The sequence below is a fragment of the Devosia lacusdianchii genome, assembly GCF_022429625.1.
GTDB classification, from domain to species: domain Bacteria; phylum Pseudomonadota; class Alphaproteobacteria; order Rhizobiales; family Devosiaceae; genus Devosia; species Devosia lacusdianchii.
Window position 1 is genome coordinate 3011519 of the sequence record NZ_CP092483.1, and the last position, 17474, is coordinate 3028992.

At 63.1% G+C, this 17474-nt stretch carries 22 protein-coding genes; 12 read left to right on the forward strand and 10 right to left on the reverse strand.

From position 1 onward, the window contains the following. Positions 1 to 156: 156 nt before the first annotated feature. Positions 157 to 663, forward strand: a complete 507-nt coding sequence (locus MF606_RS14870) for a hypothetical protein (RefSeq protein WP_240230128.1) — start codon at positions 157 to 159, stop codon at positions 661 to 663. Here the strand turns inward: MF606_RS14870 and ltaE are convergent. The 3 genes from ltaE to MF606_RS14885 form a co-directional block, all read right to left on the reverse strand. Next, positions 660 to 1676: a low-specificity L-threonine aldolase gene (ltaE, locus tag MF606_RS14875; protein ID WP_240230129.1), complete on the reverse strand. Its 1017-nt coding sequence runs from the start codon at positions 1674 to 1676 to the stop codon at positions 660 to 662. The two genes, MF606_RS14870 and ltaE, sit on opposite strands and share 4 nt — an antisense overlap. Positions 1677 to 1955: 279 nt before the next feature. Further along, positions 1956 to 3152 (reverse strand): glycoside hydrolase family 5 protein, encoded by a 1197-nt coding sequence (locus tag MF606_RS14880; protein WP_240230130.1) that lies wholly within the window; start codon positions 3150 to 3152, stop codon positions 1956 to 1958. 102 nt (positions 3153 to 3254) lie between these two features. Further along, a complete protein-coding gene (locus tag MF606_RS14885) occupies positions 3255 to 4133 on the reverse strand; it encodes a class I SAM-dependent DNA methyltransferase (RefSeq protein WP_240230131.1) in 879 nt (292 codons plus the stop codon). Between MF606_RS14885 and MF606_RS14890 the strand changes: the two genes are divergently transcribed. Both MF606_RS14890 and MF606_RS14895 read left to right on the forward strand, forming a co-directional pair. Further along, positions 4110 to 4679, forward strand: coding sequence for a hypothetical protein (locus MF606_RS14890; RefSeq protein WP_240230132.1), 570 nt, complete (start codon positions 4110 to 4112; stop codon positions 4677 to 4679). The genes MF606_RS14885 and MF606_RS14890 overlap by 24 nt on opposite strands. A 45-nt stretch (positions 4680 to 4724) precedes the next feature. After that, the gene (locus MF606_RS14895; protein ID WP_240230133.1) at positions 4725 to 4934 is read left to right on the forward strand and encodes a cold-shock protein; all 210 of its coding nucleotides are present in this window, start codon (positions 4725 to 4727) and stop codon (positions 4932 to 4934) included. 630 nt (positions 4935 to 5564) lie between these two features. Here MF606_RS14895 and MF606_RS21645 read toward each other — a convergent pair. The 6 genes from MF606_RS21645 to MF606_RS14920 all read right to left on the reverse strand — a co-directional run bounded on the left by MF606_RS21645 (position 5565) and on the right by MF606_RS14920 (position 8633). Next, on the reverse strand, positions 5565 to 5687 hold the full coding sequence (locus tag MF606_RS21645; protein ID WP_275693088.1) for a hypothetical protein: 123 nt from the start codon (positions 5685 to 5687) through the stop codon (positions 5565 to 5567). After that, positions 5678 to 6067 (reverse strand): GNAT family N-acetyltransferase, encoded by a 390-nt coding sequence (locus tag MF606_RS14900; RefSeq protein ID WP_275693089.1) that lies wholly within the window; start codon positions 6065 to 6067, stop codon positions 5678 to 5680. Before MF606_RS14900 ends, MF606_RS21645 begins: the two co-directional genes overlap by 10 nt. A gap of 14 nt (positions 6068 to 6081) precedes the next feature. Beyond that, positions 6082 to 6900, reverse strand: a complete 819-nt coding sequence (gene proC / locus MF606_RS14905; RefSeq protein WP_240230134.1) for a pyrroline-5-carboxylate reductase — start codon at positions 6898 to 6900, stop codon at positions 6082 to 6084. After that, positions 6897 to 7397 (reverse strand): type III secretion system chaperone family protein, encoded by a 501-nt coding sequence (locus MF606_RS14910; RefSeq protein ID WP_056235929.1) that lies wholly within the window; start codon positions 7395 to 7397, stop codon positions 6897 to 6899. Before MF606_RS14910 ends, proC begins: the two co-directional genes overlap by 4 nt. 250 nt (positions 7398 to 7647) lie before the next feature. Beyond that, positions 7648 to 8376 carry a metallophosphoesterase family protein gene (locus MF606_RS14915; RefSeq protein WP_240230135.1) on the reverse strand — a complete coding sequence of 243 codons (729 nt, stop codon included), beginning with the start codon at positions 8374 to 8376 and terminating at the stop codon, positions 7648 to 7650. 2 nt (positions 8377 to 8378) lie between these two features. Next, entirely contained in the window at positions 8379 to 8633 is a 255-nt protein-coding gene (locus tag MF606_RS14920; RefSeq protein WP_240230136.1) for an accessory factor UbiK family protein, read from the reverse strand. 110 nt (positions 8634 to 8743) lie between these two features. Between MF606_RS14920 and lgt the strand changes: the two genes are divergently transcribed. The 9 genes from lgt to pth all read left to right on the forward strand — a co-directional run bounded on the left by lgt (position 8744) and on the right by pth (position 16455). Next, positions 8744 to 9598 carry a prolipoprotein diacylglyceryl transferase gene (gene lgt / locus MF606_RS14925; RefSeq protein ID WP_240230137.1) on the forward strand — a complete coding sequence of 285 codons (855 nt, stop codon included), beginning with the start codon at positions 8744 to 8746 and terminating at the stop codon, positions 9596 to 9598. Beyond that, positions 9591 to 10667, forward strand: coding sequence for a class I SAM-dependent methyltransferase (locus MF606_RS14930; RefSeq protein ID WP_240230138.1), 1077 nt, complete (start codon positions 9591 to 9593; stop codon positions 10665 to 10667). Before lgt ends, MF606_RS14930 begins: the two co-directional genes overlap by 8 nt. After that, entirely contained in the window at positions 10667 to 11458 is a 792-nt protein-coding gene (pgeF, locus tag MF606_RS14935) for a peptidoglycan editing factor PgeF (RefSeq protein ID WP_240230139.1), read from the forward strand. The genes MF606_RS14930 and pgeF overlap by 1 nt, the downstream gene beginning before the upstream one ends. Positions 11459 to 11572: 114 nt before the next feature. Continuing rightward, the gene (locus MF606_RS14940) at positions 11573 to 12505 is read left to right on the forward strand and encodes a ribose-phosphate pyrophosphokinase (RefSeq protein WP_240230140.1); all 933 of its coding nucleotides are present in this window, start codon (positions 11573 to 11575) and stop codon (positions 12503 to 12505) included. Positions 12506 to 12865: 360 nt separating this feature from the next. Beyond that, on the forward strand, positions 12866 to 13225 hold the full coding sequence (locus tag MF606_RS14945; protein ID WP_240230141.1) for a YciI family protein: 360 nt from the start codon (positions 12866 to 12868) through the stop codon (positions 13223 to 13225). Between the two features lie 89 nt (positions 13226 to 13314). Continuing rightward, positions 13315 to 13665 carry a YciI family protein gene (locus tag MF606_RS14950; RefSeq protein WP_240230142.1) on the forward strand — a complete coding sequence of 117 codons (351 nt, stop codon included), beginning with the start codon at positions 13315 to 13317 and terminating at the stop codon, positions 13663 to 13665. Beyond that, a complete protein-coding gene (locus MF606_RS14955) occupies positions 13665 to 14900 on the forward strand; it encodes an RNA polymerase sigma factor (protein WP_240230143.1) in 1236 nt (411 codons plus the stop codon). The genes MF606_RS14950 and MF606_RS14955 overlap by 1 nt, the downstream gene beginning before the upstream one ends. 147 nt (positions 14901 to 15047) lie before the next feature. Further along, complete coding sequence (locus MF606_RS14960; RefSeq protein ID WP_240230144.1) at positions 15048 to 15683, forward strand: 50S ribosomal protein L25/general stress protein Ctc; 636 nt, start codon at positions 15048 to 15050, stop codon at positions 15681 to 15683. Positions 15684 to 15753: 70 nt separating this feature from the next. Further along, the gene (gene pth, locus MF606_RS14965) at positions 15754 to 16455 is read left to right on the forward strand and encodes an aminoacyl-tRNA hydrolase (protein WP_240230145.1); all 702 of its coding nucleotides are present in this window, start codon (positions 15754 to 15756) and stop codon (positions 16453 to 16455) included. Between the two features lie 148 nt (positions 16456 to 16603). Here pth and MF606_RS14970 read toward each other — a convergent pair whose 3' ends face one another. Continuing rightward, positions 16604 to 17383 (reverse strand): DUF4394 domain-containing protein, encoded by a 780-nt coding sequence (locus MF606_RS14970; protein WP_240230146.1) that lies wholly within the window; start codon positions 17381 to 17383, stop codon positions 16604 to 16606. Positions 17384 to 17474: the final 91 nt, after the last annotated feature.

Sequence of the window (17474 nt, forward strand, 5' to 3'; positions counted from 1 at the left end):
CGAGAGAGGTTAAATCCCCGTCAGCGGAAGAAGATTCTCCAGCGGTGATATGGGCCGCCGCCCTCTTGGCGCGATGTCATGGGTCCACACGCGGGGATTGACGCCCCCGTGCCGCCGACCCAGTTTGGGCGCTTGGCATTACCGCTCGGAGGCACCATGCGGCCTGTTCTCACCATTTTGCTGGTCGCGACGATCGCCACGCCGGCCTTGGCCCAAAGCGAGGCCTTCAATCCGTTTCAGGCCACGCTCGACCGCATGCCACTGGCCGAGGCCCAGCCAGCGATCGAAGCCGCTTACGGCGCGCCCGCAGAGACCAGCCCTGGCGTGGCGGGCTCCAAGGACAAGTCGGCCCTGATACTGACCATCAAGACCACGCCCAATCCCAGCTTTTTCCTCTTCTGCCACGAGCGCATGGCCGGCTTCTCGGCACCGGTTGCGCCGGTCCAGGCGGGCGAGATCATCAATGCGCAGACCGGCCTCGATAAGCCGCTTCCCGATGTCTACGGCACACCCGACGGCCTCACCGTGTCGCTGCTCGACCGTGCCCTTTCAGTCTCTTATCTGGGTGTAGGTACGCCGCAGAGCCGTGTGGAAATGACCTACCCGTTGGAGGTCTTCACCCTGTTCAACATGGACGAACTCTGCGCGGGGCTCGCCGACTAGCGGAAAAACGCCGCCACCTCGGCCAGCGCGCCATCCACCGTTTCGTCATCCACGTCCAGATGCGTCACCCAACGCTGTTGACCGTACCGCCCGATCACCGCGACGCCGCGCTCGGCCAGGAATGCGCCGAACCGTTCACCGAGTTCCGCCTCGCTGTTGACGAAGATGATGTTGGTATGCGGCATCGTCACCTTGAGCCCCGAATAGGCCGCCAGCCCCTCCGCCAGCCGCTTTGCGCGACCGTGGTCGTCGGCTAGACGGGCGACATTGTGCTCCAGCGCATAGAGCCCGGCAGCCGCCAGGATGCCCGACTGACGCAGGCCGCCGCCCAGCATCTTCCGATGGCGCCGCGCGGTTGCGATCAGGTCGGCGCGTCCGATCAGCACCGACCCAACCGGCGCGCCCAGCCCCTTGGAAAGACAGATGGAGACCGTATCGAACGGCGCAGTGAAGTCCCTGATATCCATGCCCAGCGCCACGCTGGCATTGAAGGCCCGCGCGCCATCCAGATGCAGCCCCAGTCCGCGCCGCCGCGCCAGCTCGCCCACGGCATTCATGTAGTCCACCGGCAGGATCTGCCCGCCATGGGTGTTCTCGAGGGCGATCACGCGGGTACGCGCAAAGTGGCTGTCATCGGGTTTGATCGCCGCCTCGATGTCTTCGATCGCCAGCGTCCCATCAGGCTGGTGGGTTATCGGCTGCGGCTGGATCGAGCCGAGCACCGCCGCGCCGCCGGCCTCGTTCACATAGAGATGGGCCTTCTGCCCGGCGATGAATTCGTCGCCACGCCCGCAATGGCTCATTAGCGCCAGCAGATTGGATTGCGTGCCTGACGGCACGAACAGGGCCGCGTCCTTGCCCAGCATCGCCGCCATCCGCTGCTCCAGCCGGTTGACGGTCGGATCGTCGCCAAACACATCATCCCCCACCTCCGCCTCCGCCATGGCGGCGCGCATGGCGGCCGATGGCTTGGTGACGGTGTCGGAGCGGAAGTCGTAGCGGATGGTGTTCATGAGGGCCTCGTGCGGAAGACGCCACTCGGTTGTGCCAATCCTCGATCGGTTTGACCAGCCGTGACTGCCACCAACAAATATCCGATGGGGAATTGTTTGATATCGGATGTTTCAGTCGATCACCCTCCCCCTTGTGGGAGGGAAGCGAGATAGGACTTAGCGTTTGCTAGTCCGTTAAATCGAGCAGGGTGGGGTATCTCTCCGAGAACTCAGTGTGTGTGACTCACCCCCACCCTTGATCCCTCCCCACAAGGGGGAGGGTGTCGACTGAAAGAACCATTACTCCTTCAGCCCCGCCTGGATTGCATCCCACAAGGGATTATCCTTGTAGGGCATAACTGGGGTTTCGCCCTTCTCCACCGCCTCCCAATACTTCCAGCCCAGGGCATCGCTGCCCAGCTCGTAGTCGAAGCCGTCATACTCGTCCTCGCGGAACGAGTAGAACGCCCAGTGGATGTCGTGCGCGTTGAAATTGGCCATGACGTCCGTGAGATAGGCCGCACAACCCTCGTTGCGCCGCATGCAGCCAAATTCGGCGCCGACAATGCGGCTAGGCGGCAGGCCCTGCTTGGCCGCCCAGGCGTAAACCGGCTGCAGAAAGGCATTCACGGTGCCGGCGTCCCAGGCGACCTCGCCCTCGCCGAACGGAACCGTGCCGGGATAAACATATCCCAGTTCCTCGCGGAAATTCTTGCCGGCGGTGAAATTGTAGGGCTCGTACATGTGGAAGGCGTAGAGCACCTTGTCGTCGCTCAGCGCCGTCGGCCAGGCGCTGAACGTGCCGGCATTGGCGTACCAGCCGCTATCGACCATGATCGGTGTATCCGGATCGACCGAGCGGATTGCCGCGATCACCATCTCGTAGAAGGCCGGCAGATCGCGTGCCGTGCCCTTATGCTCGGCGTACCACGCGACGAAACTCGCCGTGTCGCCGGGCACGGTGTTCTCCGCCGCGCCGGTGCCCCGCTCCGGCGCCGGCTCGTTGACGATATTGTAGGCCACAACCGCCGGATTATCCCTAAGGCGAGCCGCCAGATCGCGCCAGAAGTCCGCCGACTGCTGCCAATAGGCCTTGTCCTCCCAGAGCCGGTTGTCGAATTTGCCGTCATTGTTCTGCTGCCAGCGCGCGCCCGGCAGCGTCAGCGGTGCGATCACCATGCCGAGCCCGGCATCATGGGCCCAGCCCAGCACCTCCTCGAGCCGCGCCATATCCGGCTCCACCAGACCGTCATATTGGTCGGCATTGCCGATGAGGAAGTCGCGCTCCGCCCCATCCCACTTGTCATAGGCCAGGCGGCCCCAGCTGACGCCAGCCGCCTTGGCTTCCATGAACCTCTCCACGAGCGGTTGGACCGAGAAGAAGTTAGTGCCTTTGCGCTGCTGGTCCCAGAACGCGATCGTGTCGCCTCCAAAACTCTGGATCGACAACGCACCCAATGCCACGAGCGCCAAACCCGTCTTCAGAGCAATTCTCATAAAATTCCGCCTTTCGCTGCCCGATTCCCATTGGCTGATCCGGGTAGGACTGTGGCGGCGCTTCCGCAAGCGGCGGTTTTGCACGTTCGGCGTCTGCTAATGCTAATAGTCCGTTAACAGCAACGGCCTTCGTGCGACGATGAGGAGACCCGAAATCGGCATACCCCGATCCTGCCGCAGCGTCGCGCTTTCAAACCGCAATATCTCCAGCCCGGCATCTATCAATGCTTGCCGTGCCGCCTCCACGCCATGGGCATACCGTAGCGAGGCCCGCAGAAATACTGGCTCTTCGCCTTCATGGGCCTCGAGCGAAAACGCCAGCAATCCCCCGGGCCGCATCGCCGGAACCACCGCATCCAGCACTGGCGGCAGCGCACCGCAATAGATGAACACATCCGCCGCCGTCACCAGATCGGCTTCTGCAACATGACGCTTCAGGAACGCCACCAACTCGGCCTTTTCCAGCCGATCATAGACCCCCTTGCGCGCTGTCTCGGCAATCATCGCGGCGGAAAGATCGATGCCTTCGAGATGTTCGACCCGATCGCGCAACCGCTGCCCCATGAGCCCGGTACCGCAGCCGAGATCGAATGCCACGTCAAACCGGGCGATGCCGAACCGCGCGGCCTCCTGCTCCAAAAGGGCATCAAGCAGGTCGGGAACCTGGTATTCGAGCTTGTTGACCAGCGCGTTTTCGAACTGTGTCGCGTACTGATCGAAGAGCGCCTCGACATAGCTCACCGCCGTCCCCTCGCCTATGGCGCCGGCGCCGTGGACAGCGAGCTTCAGGCGGGCTCCGAAGACGCCTTCATCGTCCAGCGCTTCGAGATGTCTCCAGGCCGAGATGGCGCCCGCCACATTCCCGGCCTTGTCGTGATAGCCGCCGAGCAAATCCCAGCCGGCGGCCCAATCGGGTGCCAGGTCCAATGCCTGGCTCATCAGATCGGCGGCGGCCACGTGGTCGCCGCCTTCGGCAAGCATTTTGGCATAGCCCGCTCGCCGGTCGGCGATGACATCGCCGGAAGAATGAAACGCCTTGCTCAAGACGATGTGATCTCGGGGGTGCAGCGGGCCCAATCGCCCGGCGCGCGGGGGTTTGCAGCAAAATCCGCACAAAAGCAAGAGACACCGCTGACGCTATTTTCGGCGTGCGACGATAGTGCTGGTTTTCACCTGCGGGAATTGCGCTATTGTGAGCCTGTCCGGTTCGGCGCAATGGGCGTCGTATCGCGGCATGGCGTCCTTGGCACGAGACCGACTCCCGTCTGCCTTGCCTGTCTATCGCGCGCCGGCGTCGAACCCCCGGGTTCGGTGCAAATACTTGACGACGCTTTGTTTTTCCCTGGCTGGAACGATTTTCCAGCCGGGCGTTTTGTCATGTGTAAACAGATATTGAACGCAAGTTTTTTTGCGGCTAAGCTGGTCGGATCGAATATTGCGGCCGACCGATCTGATCCTGCGAACCTCAATTCGCGCCTGCTGACGTCACTTTCCGATATTTCGATATCACTACGTCCTGGCCAATAGTGGCCAGGGCTGCCTACCAGCAGACTGCACGAGGGAACGCGCATCATGGCAACTGGCACCGTAAAGTGGTTCAACGGCCAAAAAGGCTACGGCTTCATTCAGCCCGACGAAGGCGGGGCGGACGTGTTCGTCCATATCTCCGCTGTTCAGCGCTCGGGCCTGAATGGTCTCGATGAAGGCCAGAAGGTCAACTACGAGATCGTCAAGGACAAGCGGACCGGCAAATCCGCCGCCGACAACCTGACCGCCGGCTAATCCAGCCTGGCCGACCAAGAATGAGGGCGCGTCTCTGGGAGGTGACGCGCCCTTTTCTTTTGCCTGGCCCTCTTCAAGGAAGGCAGCCGCGAGGCGCCTCTCCCGGGGAGGCTGCAGCGAAGACAAAACGTACCGCACCCACCGCGTCACCCTCGGGCTTGACCCGAGGGGCCGGCACCAGCACGGCGCAAGCGGCGAAAGGCCCTAGGATCAAGTCCGAGGGAAGCGCCGGTGGGTAGGAAGGTATGGAGCAGGCACCCCAACCCCGATGTCATCCCGGCGAAGGCCGGGATCCATCTCCGTGGCTATTCGCATGATCCGCCGTTCGACAAGTCCGCCACACGCCACCGCTCGTCACGTCAGGGCTTGACCCGAGGGCTCTACACTTGCTGAGCGTTGGGTCAGTTCAGTACCCTCGGGTCAAGCCCGAGGGTGACGGCTGGTGGGTTTAGGTTCGCGCCACGCTCCCCCGAACGGTCGGCATGGAGAGGGTGAATGGATCGAGGGTCGCCCCGCTTCCGCTGGATAAATGGGGCCGGGATGTCGCTCCCCGGGTGGCCAGGCCGGCGCAGGCGCTCAGCATGCGCCCCGAAACGTTAGCCGCGTGGCATCGATGGATACGCTCGTCGCTTAGGACAGCGGCTTGACCAGCCAGAGCACCAGGTCGTCATCCACCGAAACAGAGCCGCCGGGCGTAACGGGATTGCCATTGTAGGTTATCCCTCGCCCGTCCGGCAGGTAGCCTAGCGCCACATAGAGGCGTTGTGCCGGCCATAGTCCGCATAGAGCCCAACGCCAAGACCGACCGCAGCGCAACCGCGCTCAGCAGCAATGCGCTCGAACGCCGAGATGAGCTTGGTCGCCACCCCCTGGCGACGAAACGCACGCGCGGTCGCGATGTCATGAATTTCTGGAATGCCCGCCGCCCTGAACGGCGGATAGTCGGGATGCCAGAGCAGGCTGCCATAACCACAGACAGCCTCGCCGGACGGCGCGACCATGACGATCCTACCACCGGCTTCCACCTCTTGCGCGGTTTGCTCCCAGCTCGCCCGGTCGTTCTTCCAGCCCTTGCCACCGTCGCATCTGACGATGGCGTCGATATGGGATCGATTGAGCTGTTCCAGCAGCATCCGCAACAGCGGACCTAGCCGCGCCCCAACTCTTCGCTGCGTCGGCGCGCAGCCTCGGTGGTACGCTCGATGAGTGGCGTCAGTTCTTCCATCAGCACGGCCAGCCCAGCGGCTGTGGTGCCATTCGGCGAAGTGACATTTTGCCGAAGCACGGCCGGCGACGCCGGGTCGGCCTCCAGCAGGGCGGCCGAACCGATTACGGTCTGCCGCGCCAGTTGCTCGGCGATGGCATGGGACAGACCCAGCTTCCGGCCCGCCTCAGCCAGGGCTTCCACCATATGGAAGACGTATGCTGGACCCGACCCGGAAACGGCCGTCACCGCGTCGATCTGGCTTTCATCATCGAACCACACGACCGGCCCGGCAGCGGCAAGCAGGGCCTCAGCGACCTGCCGATCCTCTGCACCAATATCCGGCCCACCCACCGCCCCGGTAATACCCTTGCCGATCTGCGCCGGGGTGTTCGGCATGGTGCGCACGATCCGGCCCATGCCCAGGCCCCGCGATAGCCTGGCAATATCAATGCCCGCCGCTATCGAGATCGCCAGCGTATTTGGCCCGACGATGGGCAACAGGGACGCCATCACCGCGTCGATGATCTGCGGCTTAACCGCCAGCACCAGCACGTTAGGCAGAAGCCCGCTGGCATCGGTGTTGAGGATCAGCCCGAAATCTTCGGCCAGTTCCAGCGCAGCGGCACCGGGAACCGGATCAACCAGGATAAGATTGGTGGGAGCCAGTCCCGCATTGAGCCAGCCGCGCGCCAATGCAACGCCCATCTTGCCGGCGCCAACCAGCATGACCGGCCCGATATTGCGCAGCGACACACTCATGCCTCACCGACCGTTTCGAACATGACATGGCTCAGCGCGTCGGCGGCAGTCTTGCCGGCCCAGACCACGAACTGGAACGCCTGGTAGTAAAGGTCGCAACTATCAGTCGCCGAGCGCAGCAGCGCCTCGCATTGCTGCGGCGACACCTCGGCGCCCCCGGTCAGCAGGTGCGAATTGCGGAACAGCACCACGCCTTCCTTGTTCCAGATATCGAAGTGGCCGATCCAGAGCTGCTCGTTAATGAGCGAAATCAATTGCTTGATTTCGCCCCGCCGACCCTCCGGCACCTTGAGGTCGAAGGCGCAGGCAATATGCAAGCTCTCCAGATCTTCCATCCAGTTGAACGACACGTGATAGTCGCTCCAGCCGCCACGGACAGAAATGGAAATCTCGTCGGCGTCCTGTCGCTCGAACGTCCAGTCATTGATCGAGGCGATGTGCTCGATGATGTCCACCGGATGGACATTGCGATCGGGCTCGACTTGAAGAAGCGACATTGACGATTTCCGTCCTGGCAACGCGAGTGGTCGATCAACGCGGCCCAATGGGCCGACAATTGTGGGATACTCAGGGAACTGGCCGCACGCACAAAGGCTTACGAATCGTCCTGATGATTTGACCCTACACCGCCCCGTTGATTCCGGGGACGCGACGCAGACCGAGGACGGCAATCTCTTGTGGATGATGATCGGCGCGACAGTGTTAACGGACTGTTAACATCGCCGCAGAGTTAACAGCGAAACTGCCTCAAAACAGGCCATCCGCATGGGTCCAGCCGGTCGCAAGAGCGTCTCTCCACGGCTCGAAGCCGTTGGCGACCGCCTGCTCAGCCGCAGCGTGATGGTCGTATTGCACGACACGCAGATCGGTCGTCCAACGACCATTGCGCCGCTCGACGATCGCATAGCGCGCGTCGGGCGAGCCGTGAACCAGTTGCAGTCCGACGCTGCCCGGATTGATGATCTGCCGGCCATCGCGCAGCCGCACCGATCGGGCGATATGGGTATGGCCGCAGAGCATCACCGGATAGTCGATACCCGCGGCGGCCCGGTTCACGCTTTCCTCAGCGGGCAGGGTCATGCGCCGATCTTGATACCACCCATCGAGCCAGGGTGCGTTGTCGCTGGCCGGAGTACCGTGGCAAAGGAATATCTCGCCATTGAACACCGCCGTGGCGGGCATGGCTTCGAGCCAGGCGCGATGTGCGGCCTTCATGCGCATGAGGGCGAAGCGATCAACCGGGTCGAGGTCCTTGCCTTCGCGGTTGCGCTCGACCAGCCAGCGATCGTGATTGCCACGGATCACCGGGCCGTCGAGCTGCATCAGCCGGTCGGCAGCCCCGGCCGGATCGAGCGGGCCGCTGACATGGTCGCCAAGGCAGAGCGTCGCGTCGACGCCCTGCACGGCAATGTCAGCCAGCACAGCGTCCAGAGCCAGTGCATTGCCATGCACATCTGAGATGACGGCGAAGCGCAAGCTCAGCTTGCTTTGGTCTTGCTGCCCTTGAGGGCGGCGAGTTCCTTGCGCAATGCGTCGATTTCCTCGCCCTGCACCTGCACCAGCTCTCGCAGCGCGTCGAAATCCTCGCGCTTGACCAGATCCATGTCGGCAACGAAGCGGTGCGCCTGCGATTTGACCGCGGTCTCGACCTCGCGGCGAACGCCGTCGGCAACGCCCGCGGCCTCGTTCATCACCCGTCCCAGACCGTCAAATATCTTGCTGTTCTGGCTCATCGCACATCCATTCGGTTCGGCCCCTTGGCTTGATATTTAGGCGATGCCTCCCGACTTGACCAGAGAGGCCGAAGCGGCAATGGTCCGGCCGATTGCCGCAGGAGCCTTTTTTGCCCTTCCCCGATATCAATCCGATCGCCTTTGCCCTTGGCCCGTTTTTCGGCATCGGTCCGCTCGAGATACGCTGGTACGCCCTCGGCTATCTCTTCGGCGTCGGCCTTGGCGCTGCCTATGGCTATTTGCTGCTCGCCAATACGCGGCTTTGGGCCAAGGGCAAGCCGCCTTTCCCCGCGCAGGATATCTGGGATTTCGCCTTCTGGACCATGCTGGCCATCGTCATCGGTGGCCGCGCCGGCTATGTGCTGTTCTACAACCTGCCCTACTATCTGGCGAACCCCACCGAGATCATCAACACGCTCGACGGCGGCATGTCCTTCCATGGCGGCATGCTGGGGCTGGTGCTGGCGGTCATCCTGTTCACGCGATCCAAACAGGGCAATTTGTTGAGCGGCCTCGACCTCATCGCCTCGGTCAGCACGATCGGCATTTTCCTCGTGCGCATTGCCAACTTCATCAATGCCGAACTCTATGGTGCTCCGACCACCCTGCCCTGGGGCGTCGTTTTCCCGACCGATCCCGACCAGACCGCCCGCCACCCAAGCCAGCTTTACGAGGCGGCGCTCGAGGGCCTGCTGCTCTTCCTCGTTATCCGCATCTTCACCCACGTCTTCTACAGCCTGCGCCGCCCCGGCATGGTCGCCGGCATCTTCGGCATCGGCTACGGGCTGTCGCGCATTGCGGTAGAGTTCGTCCGCCTGCCCGATAGCCAGCTCGGCTACCTCTTCGGTGGTTGGTTCACCATGGGCATGCTGCTCAGCCTGCCGCTAGTGCTGGGAGGAATTGGGCTCGTGGTTTTTGCGGCTACCCGCAAGCAGAGCACGCTGCGAGAGCCCGGGCATGTCTGACGCCCCGACCCTGCCCGAACTGATCGACATGCAGATCCGCACCACCGGCCCGATGTCGGTTGCGACCTATATGGGCCTGTGCCTCACCCACCCTTCCAAGGGCTATTACAAGGGCGCTGATCCATTGGGCGCGGCTGGCGACTTCGTCACGGCGCCAGAGATCAGCCAGATGTTCGGCGAATTGATCGGCTTTTTCTTCGTTAGCCTCTGGCAGCAGATGGGCAGCCCAAAGGAATTCACCCTGCTCGAATTGGGCCCGGGTCGCGGCACCCTGATGGCCGACATGCTGCGGGTGGCTTGCCGCGCTGAAGGCTTTCGCGATGGTCTCGACCTGCGCCTGTTCGAGACCAACCCCGCGCTCATCGCCGAGCAGAATGCCCGTCTCGAGCCCTATGGCCCGAAATGGATCGACGGCTTCGACAAGGTCGGACCGGGGCCATTGCTGGTCGTCGCCAACGAGTTCTTCGACGCCCTGCCGATCCGCCAGTTCGTCCGCGGCGTGGATGGCTGGCACGAACGCATGGTGGGCCTCAGCGACGGCAAGCGCAGCTTCGGCCTCAGTCCGACCCCGATACCGGCATCGGCAATGCCCGAAGCGGTTGCCAATGCAGAGCCGAACAGCGTGCTCGAAGTGGGGCTTGCCAATGGCGAGGTCATGACGCGCCTGGCTCGTACCGTCTCGACCCAGGGCGGCGCCATCCTCGCCATCGACTACGGCTATGCCCGCACCCAGACGGGCGAGACGTTGCAAGGCGTGCGCCGGCATCAATATGCCGATGTGCTCGACGCGCCGGGCGAAGTCGATCTCTCGGCCCATGTGGATTTCGAGGCCTTGGGTGCTGTCGCCGCCAAGGCTGGCCTCACGGTCCAACCGCTGGCGACGCAAGGGCAGTTCCTGACGCGAATGGGCATCAACGACCGCGCCAAGGCGTTGAGCGGGGCCAATCCGGGCTCTGCCGCAGATATCGCTTCCGCCAAGGCAAGGCTGGTTGCGCCCGAACAGATGGGCAATCTGTTCAAGGCCTTCTGCGCCGCCAGTCCGGGCCTGCAACCACCGGGATTTGCCTGATGACCCAACCATTCGAGCAAAGCGCAGCCCTGGCCGCCATCAGCGCCATCAGGCACGGCTTTTATGGCCGCCGGGGCGGCGTGTCGCAGGGCGACTTCGCGTCCAACAACATGTCTTACGTCCAAACGGACAGCGTCGAAGCCACCACCGCCAATCGCCGCCAGGTTACAGCGGCCATGCAATTTGAGAGCGACGCCCTCTGCGTACTCAAGCAAGTGCATTCCGCCACCGTGCGCGTGGTGACCGGCCGGCAGGAAAATCCCGCCAGCCACGTTGGCGGGTCACACCCATTCGAGGCTGACGCCATGGTCACCAATGTCCCGGGCCTGCTGCTCGGCATTCTGACCGCAGATTGTACGCCAATCCTTTTCGCAGACCCCGAGGCCGGTGTGATCGGAGCCACCCATGCCGGCTGGCGCGGTGCCGCGCATGGCATCTGTGAGGCGACAGTCGATGCCATGGTCAGGCTGGGCGCTGATCCTGCCCGTATCATTGCCGCCATCGGTCCAACGATATCTGGCGCCAACTACCAGGTCGGCCCGCAATTCGTCGCCGATGAACTCAAGCTCTATCCGAACGCGCGCAATCGGGTCTTCGTGCCTGAAGGTGACGTGGAACACTTCGATCTGCCGGGATTCGTGGAAGATTGCCTCCGCGATACGGGCGTGCTGGGCATCGACCGCGTCGGCGGCTGCACCTATGCTCACCCCGACCGCTACTTCTCCCACCGCTACGCCACCCATCATGGGACACGGACCGGCCGGCAAATCGCCGTCATCGGACTGACGTGAATCTTTAGCCATCCGACGTTTGTTGCGTTGCGAGTCCTCTTTAGCTCCGCTAAAGCTCGCCTCGAAACTGGATGGCCGCCCTTTTTGGCGGCCCGTTGAGACAGGATCGCGCTTATGAAGCTGGTGACCGGTAACTCCAACCGCGCCCTCGCCCAGGCTATCGCCAGCTACCTCGAGCTCCCTCTGACAGACTGTACGGTCAAGCGCTTCGCCGACAAGGAAGTCTATGTGGAAGTGCACGAGAATGTGCGCGGCGAGGATGCCTTCATCCTGCAGTCGACCAGCTATCCGGCCAACGACAACCTGATGGAACTGCTGATCCTGACCGATGCCCTGCGGCGCTCGTCGGCCCGGCGCATCACGGCCGTTCTGCCCTATTTCGGCTATGCGCGTCAGGATCGCAAATCGGCTCCGCGCACGCCGATCTCGGCGAAGCTCGTCTCCAACCTCATCACCCAGGCCGGCGCCAACCGCGTGCTGACGCTCGACCTCCATGCCAGCCAGATCCAGGGCTTCTTCGATATCCCCACCGACAACCTCACTGCCGCGCCGGTGATGGTGCGCGACATCCAGGACAATTACGACGTCAAGAACGTGATGATCGTCTCGCCCGACGTTGGCGGCGTGGTCCGCGCCCGCAACGTCGCGGGCCGCATCGGTGCCAACCTCGCCATCGTCGACAAGCGCCGGCCGCGCGCCGGCGTCAGCGAAGTGATGAACATCATCGGCGACGTGGAAGGCCAGGCCTGCATCCTCATCGACGATATCGTCGACTCTGGCGGTACGCTGGTCAACGCGGCCGAAGCCCTGCTCAAGGCCGGCGCCAAGGAAGTCTCGGCCTATATCACCCATGGCGTGCTGTCCGAAGGGGCATCGGAGCGCATTGCCGCCAGCAAGCTCAAGGAACTGGTGGTCACCGACTCCATCGAGGAGACCGAGGCCCAGCGCAATGCCGGCAATATCCGCCGTCTCGCCATCGCCCCGCTGATCGGCGAAGCCATCGCCCGGACCGCGAGCGAGCAGAGCGTGTCGAGCCTGTTTGACTAGGCAGCGGCCGAAGGCAAAATCGCTCCGGTGGAGCGATTTTGCTGACTAGGCCATGAGAGCTACGCTCGAATGGCACGAAGGCCCCGCGCACCTGCACCAGACTTCCCCGAACGGAGTGGGAAGAAAATTAGCACGGCTGTCGAAATCCCCTCCCCTCGCGCGACATCGCTCTGACGGGCTATGCTGCCCGCCGGTCGAGAGATGAAGTAGCGCCGCTGCATGCAGTTTTTGGCTCGCAGCCATTCGGGCGCAGCCCTCGTGGCCTTCTCACCTAAAATCGCTCCACCGGAGCGATTTGCCTTCGGCCGGCTCGAAGCATTGCGCTGAAGGGCTATGGTGCCCGCAACGAGGAGACCTGCGATGAAGTTCATGCTCATGCTGATGGCCGACGAAAAGGTCGGCGCCTCATTCTCGCCCGAAGAGATGGCTGGGGCGATGAAGCTGATGGGCGCCTATCAGGAAACGCTCGAAAAGGCTGGTGCCTTTGTCGGCACCGCGGCTTTGGCACCAACCTGGGATGCCAGGACGATCACGAAGTATGATGGCGAGCTCAAGGTGCATGACGGCCCCTATGCCGAAACGCGCGAACAGTTCGGCGGCTATTTCATGATCGAGGCCCCGAACATGGATCGCGCCGTCGAACTGGCAGCGCTGTGCCCGGCAGCCACCTGGGGACCTATCGAAATTCGCCCCTTTCACGCCGGTTATGAGCCCGACTGAAAATACTTTTGTCGAAAAGTCGAAAGCCGTCGTGGCGCCCCGACATTGTTGCATCGGAGCAAGATGCGCCGACCACGAAAGGAAATTGAATGCGTTACATGATGGTCATCCATAACGACGACGAGGCCTTAGCCGGCGCCAATCAGCAGCAGCTCTGGGCCGACTACGCCGCGTTCAATCAAGCCTTGGCCAAGGCCGGCGCTGGCTTCACAAGTGGCGAGCGGCTGCAGCCGGGCAAAGACGGCACCATTGTGCGTACTCGCACCGGCAAAACCGATGTCCTCGACGGCCCCTATACCGACACCAAGGAACAGTTCGCCGGCTATTTCTTCATCGACGTACCAACACTTGAAGAAGCGGTGGAGTGGGCCAATCGCTGCCCCAGCTCGCGCTTCGGCACGATCGAGATTCGCCAAATCGTCGGCGCGGGTGAGGGCTGATGACTGACGAGGCGCGCAAAGCAGCCGAGCGGGCTGCCCGCGAAAGCTATGGGCGCCTCGTCGCCTTCCTGGCCGCCCGCACGCGTGACGTGGCGGGTGCCGAAGATGCGCTGGCGGAGGCCTTTGCCAGCGCGCTCAAATCCTGGCCGGACGATGGCGTGCCAACCAATCCAGATGCCTGGCTCCTCACGGTCGCCCGCCGCCGCCAGGCCGATGCCATCAGGCGTCGGCAGACCCGCACCAGTGGGGAGGCTCACATTCAACTCATGACCGAAGAACTGGAAGAAGCGGCCGCTGACCCCGCCGCTATACCCGACCGCCGCCTGGCGCTGATGTTTGCCTGCGTCCACCCCGCCATCGAACGCGGTATGCGCGCACCGCTGATCCTGCAGACCATTCTCGGTCTGACGGCGATCGACATCGCCGCCGCATTCTTGATTCCGCCCGCCACTATGGGGCAGCGGCTGGTCCGTGCCAAATCGCGCATCAAGGAAGCCGGCATACCCTTCGCCATTCCCGAGCGTGAGGACTTGCCCGAGCGGCTCGACGCCGTGCTGGAGGCTATCTACGCCGCCTATGCCAAGGGCTGGACCGAAATCGGCGACACCACCGCCGATCGCCTCGCCGACGAAGCCATCTGGCTTGGGCGCCTGGTCGTGTCCCTGCTGCCCGATGAGCCCGAAGCCAAAGGCATGCTCGCCCTAATGCTTTACGCCGAAGCGCGCCGTCACGCCCGCCGAACCGCCAACGGCGCTTACGTCCCGCTTGAGCAGCAGGACACCGATCTATGGGATGAGCCGCAGATCATGGCCGCCGAGGCCATGCTGCGCGATGCCAACAGCGCCGGCCCCACGGGCCGCTATCAGATCGAGGCCGCGATCCAATCCGCGCATGTGGCGCGCCGCGTCACCGGCCGACCGAACTGGGATGCCGTGGTCGCGCTCTACGACGTCTTGCTGAAACTGACGGATTCGCCGGTCGTCATCCTCAACCGTGCCGCCGCCCTGCTCGAAACCCTGGGCGCGCCGGCGGCTCTCGCCAGTCTCGACACCATTGCCACCGACAAACGCATGGCCGACTACCAACCCTATTGGGCCGCCCGCGGCCACCTCGCGGCGCGCGCCGGCCGCAAGGACGAGGCCTATGAAGCCCTGACGCTGGCCATCGGCTTATCCACTGACGAGGCGGTCCGGCATTATCTGATGGACCAACGGAACAAGTTGCAGGACGGCTAGTTTTCATGCCACGCCCTCGTGGCACAATCTCTTGCTCCTCCCGCCCCTTTCCGCTATAGCCCGCGCCATGAAGCGCTCGTCACCCCTGGAGGACGGGCGCGTATGCCGTTGTAGTGACGCATACACCAACCCAGAATGGATTTTTCCATGGCTGCGACTACCAAGGTGCTCAAGGCACAGGCGCGTGAGGGAGTGGGCAAGGGGGCCGCTCGTGAACTGCGTCGTCAGGGACTCGTTCCCGCTGTTATTTATGGTGACAAGAAGCCCCCCGTCACCGTCGCCCTCGCCTACAAGGATGCACACAAGTACATCTACGCTGGCGGTTTCCTTTCGCACATCCTCGAGCTGGATGTGGACGGCACCAAGCACCGCGTGATTCCGCGCGACTACCAGCTTGATCCCGTGAAGGACTTCCCGATCCACGTGGACTTCCTCCGCGTCGGCAAGGGCACCAAGCTGAACGTCCAGGTGCATGTGCACTTCATCAATGAAGAAGCCAGCCCGGGCCTCAAGCGCGGTGGTACCCTGAACATCGTGCACCACACGCTCGATCTGACCGTCGATGCGGACAATATCCCCGAGGAAGTGACCGTCGATCTGACCGGTCTCGACATCGGCGACACTATCCACATCTCGTCCGTCAAGCTGCCGGCCGGCTCGGTCGATCACAGCCATGAAGACGACGTGACCATCGCCACCATCGTCGCCCCGTCGGCTCTGAAGTCGGCTGGCGAAGAAGAGGCCGAGGCCGCCGAAGCAGCCGACGAGCCCAAGGCCGAGTAATCGCGCCCCTCGTTTCTGCTATAAGTTCGAGGCGGCCTACGGGTCGCCTCTTTCGTTTCTGGAGCATCCAATGAAGCTGCTTGTCGGCCTGGGCAATCCGGGCAGCCAGTATGAGGGCAACCGCCACAATATCGGCTTCATGGCGCTGGACGCGATCGCGCGCGCCCACGGCATCACCCAGTTTCGCAACAAGCATTCCGGGAGCCTTGCCGAAGGCAGCATCGAGGGCGAGAAGGTCATTCTGCTCAAGCCGCAGACCTTCATGAACCGCTCCGGCGACAGCGTGCAGCAGGTCGCCCAGTTCTACAAGATCGCGCCGTCAGATATCGTCGTGTTGTACGATGAGCTCGACCTCGTAGCCGGCAAGGTGCGCGTCAAGGTCGGCGGCGGCAATGGCGGGCACAATGGCCTGCGCTCGATCGATCCGCAGATCGGCCTCGACTACAAGCGCGTCCGCCTCGGCATCGGCCACCCCGGCAAGGAGTTCGTCACCCACCATGTATTGGGCGACTTCGCCAAAGCCGACCGGACATGGCTCGATCCCCTGCTGGATGGCATCGGCAAGCATGTCGGCCTCCTGCTCAAGGGCGATGACAACGGCTTCATGAACAAGCTGGCGCTCGCCACCAAGTCCGCCGACGAGACCGAGTCCAAACCTGCCCCGAAGGGCCAGAGCCACATTCGCGCGGCCCGGCCAACCAAGCCGCAGGTGGAGCTTCCCAAGTCCGGCCCAATGGCGGATATGCTCAAAAAGCTGTTCAAGGGCCAGTAGCGACGCGATCCCCGTACCTCTCCCCCGGGGGAGAGGTCGACCTTCTTGGGTCGGGTGAGGCGGCCTTCACCTCAACCAGAGGCCAGCGAAGCCTCCCCACCCGGCGCTACGCGCCCACCTCTCCCCAATGGGGAGAGGTGACGCTCCACTACTGCAACACAGCAATGTCGCTGATCATGCCATCCACGCCTTCGATCGCGCCAACGGCCGTTGCCGCGCCGGTTTCGAGGTCGACCGTATGAAGGGCGTTATCGATCACCAGATAGGCCGTGTTGGTCAGGTCTTCGGTGGCGGAAATGTCGAAGGCATAGCTCGACCCTTCCACACCCAGCTTGCCGACAGCGGCCAGGGTGCCGTCATTGGGCGGTGCCTGCTTGATCAGTGCCGCAATGGTGGCGTCGATATCAAACATGCCGGTCGCTTCCGGCTTGCCGATCGAGTTGATGTAGGATGCAGCGACAATGGCGGGGGTTTCACCCTCATGCATGTCGCCGGCGACATAGGCCAGCGAGCCATCGACCGTAACCATGCCGTCATCGACGTTGACGCGATGATTGGTACCATCGGTACCCATCAGCCGGAGACGGTCGGCCATCGGGTTGAAGTCGACGATCGCGCCTTCATAGCTGGAGAGCTTCTCAGAGAGCGTGCTCTTCACCGTTGCAGCGCCGCTCGCCGTATCGATGGTGACCACTTCGCCGGCCAGCGAGACGCCATAGAGCATCTTGTCGGCGGGCCTCACGTCGATGCCGGCAAGACCGTCAACGCCGGTCACCTCCATCGTGCCGGACACGGCGAGCGTTTCGGTATCGAACATAACCAGCGTCTTGCCACCAACAAGGCCAACGGCCGGGGCAGCCAGAGCCGCGGTAGAGAGAACGGCAATTGTGGTGCCGGAGAGCAGGGTCAGGCGCATTAGCTTGGACATGGGACGTCTCCTCGTTATGGGTGGCGCTCGAAGCGCCGGTTACGAGGGCTTTACCCACGGGATCGTCCATCAGATGCAGCCCGCGGAAAAA

Excerpts from the sequence above, each read along its gene's own strand:
- MF606_RS14920 (WP_240230136.1), bottom strand. The coding sequence starts at position 8,633 with ATGAGCCAGAACAGCAAGATATTTGACGGTCTGGGACGGGTGATGAAC.
- MF606_RS14870 (WP_240230128.1), top strand. The coding sequence starts at position 157 with ATGCGGCCTGTTCTCACCATTTTGCTGGTCGCGACGATCGCCACGCCG.
- MF606_RS14930 (WP_240230138.1), top strand. The coding sequence starts at position 9,591 with ATGTCTGACGCCCCGACCCTGCCCGAACTGATCGACATGCAGATCCGC.
- MF606_RS14960 (WP_240230144.1), top strand. The coding sequence starts at position 15,048 with ATGGCTGCGACTACCAAGGTGCTCAAGGCACAGGCGCGTGAGGGAGTG.
- ltaE (WP_240230129.1), bottom strand. The coding sequence starts at position 1,676 with ATGAACACCATCCGCTACGACTTCCGCTCCGACACCGTCACCAAGCCA.
- pth (WP_240230145.1), top strand. The coding sequence starts at position 15,754 with ATGAAGCTGCTTGTCGGCCTGGGCAATCCGGGCAGCCAGTATGAGGGC.
- proC (WP_240230134.1), bottom strand. The coding sequence starts at position 6,900 with ATGAGTGTGTCGCTGCGCAATATCGGGCCGGTCATGCTGGTTGGCGCC.
- MF606_RS14940 (WP_240230140.1), top strand. The coding sequence starts at position 11,573 with ATGAAGCTGGTGACCGGTAACTCCAACCGCGCCCTCGCCCAGGCTATC.
- MF606_RS14955 (WP_240230143.1), top strand. The coding sequence starts at position 13,665 with ATGACTGACGAGGCGCGCAAAGCAGCCGAGCGGGCTGCCCGCGAAAGC.
- MF606_RS14880 (WP_240230130.1), bottom strand. The coding sequence starts at position 3,152 with ATGAGAATTGCTCTGAAGACGGGTTTGGCGCTCGTGGCATTGGGTGCG.
- MF606_RS14895 (WP_240230133.1), top strand. The coding sequence starts at position 4,725 with ATGGCAACTGGCACCGTAAAGTGGTTCAACGGCCAAAAAGGCTACGGC.
- MF606_RS14900 (WP_275693089.1), bottom strand. The coding sequence starts at position 6,067 with ATGCTGCTGGAACAGCTCAATCGATCCCATATCGACGCCATCGTCAGA.
- MF606_RS14970 (WP_240230146.1), bottom strand. The coding sequence starts at position 17,383 with ATGTCCAAGCTAATGCGCCTGACCCTGCTCTCCGGCACCACAATTGCC.
- MF606_RS14945 (WP_240230141.1), top strand. The coding sequence starts at position 12,866 with ATGAAGTTCATGCTCATGCTGATGGCCGACGAAAAGGTCGGCGCCTCA.
- MF606_RS14910 (WP_056235929.1), bottom strand. The coding sequence starts at position 7,397 with ATGTCGCTTCTTCAAGTCGAGCCCGATCGCAATGTCCATCCGGTGGAC.
- MF606_RS14950 (WP_240230142.1), top strand. The coding sequence starts at position 13,315 with ATGCGTTACATGATGGTCATCCATAACGACGACGAGGCCTTAGCCGGC.
- MF606_RS14885 (WP_240230131.1), bottom strand. The coding sequence starts at position 4,133 with ATGCTTGCCGAAGGCGGCGACCACGTGGCCGCCGCCGATCTGATGAGC.
- pgeF (WP_240230139.1), top strand. The coding sequence starts at position 10,667 with ATGACCCAACCATTCGAGCAAAGCGCAGCCCTGGCCGCCATCAGCGCC.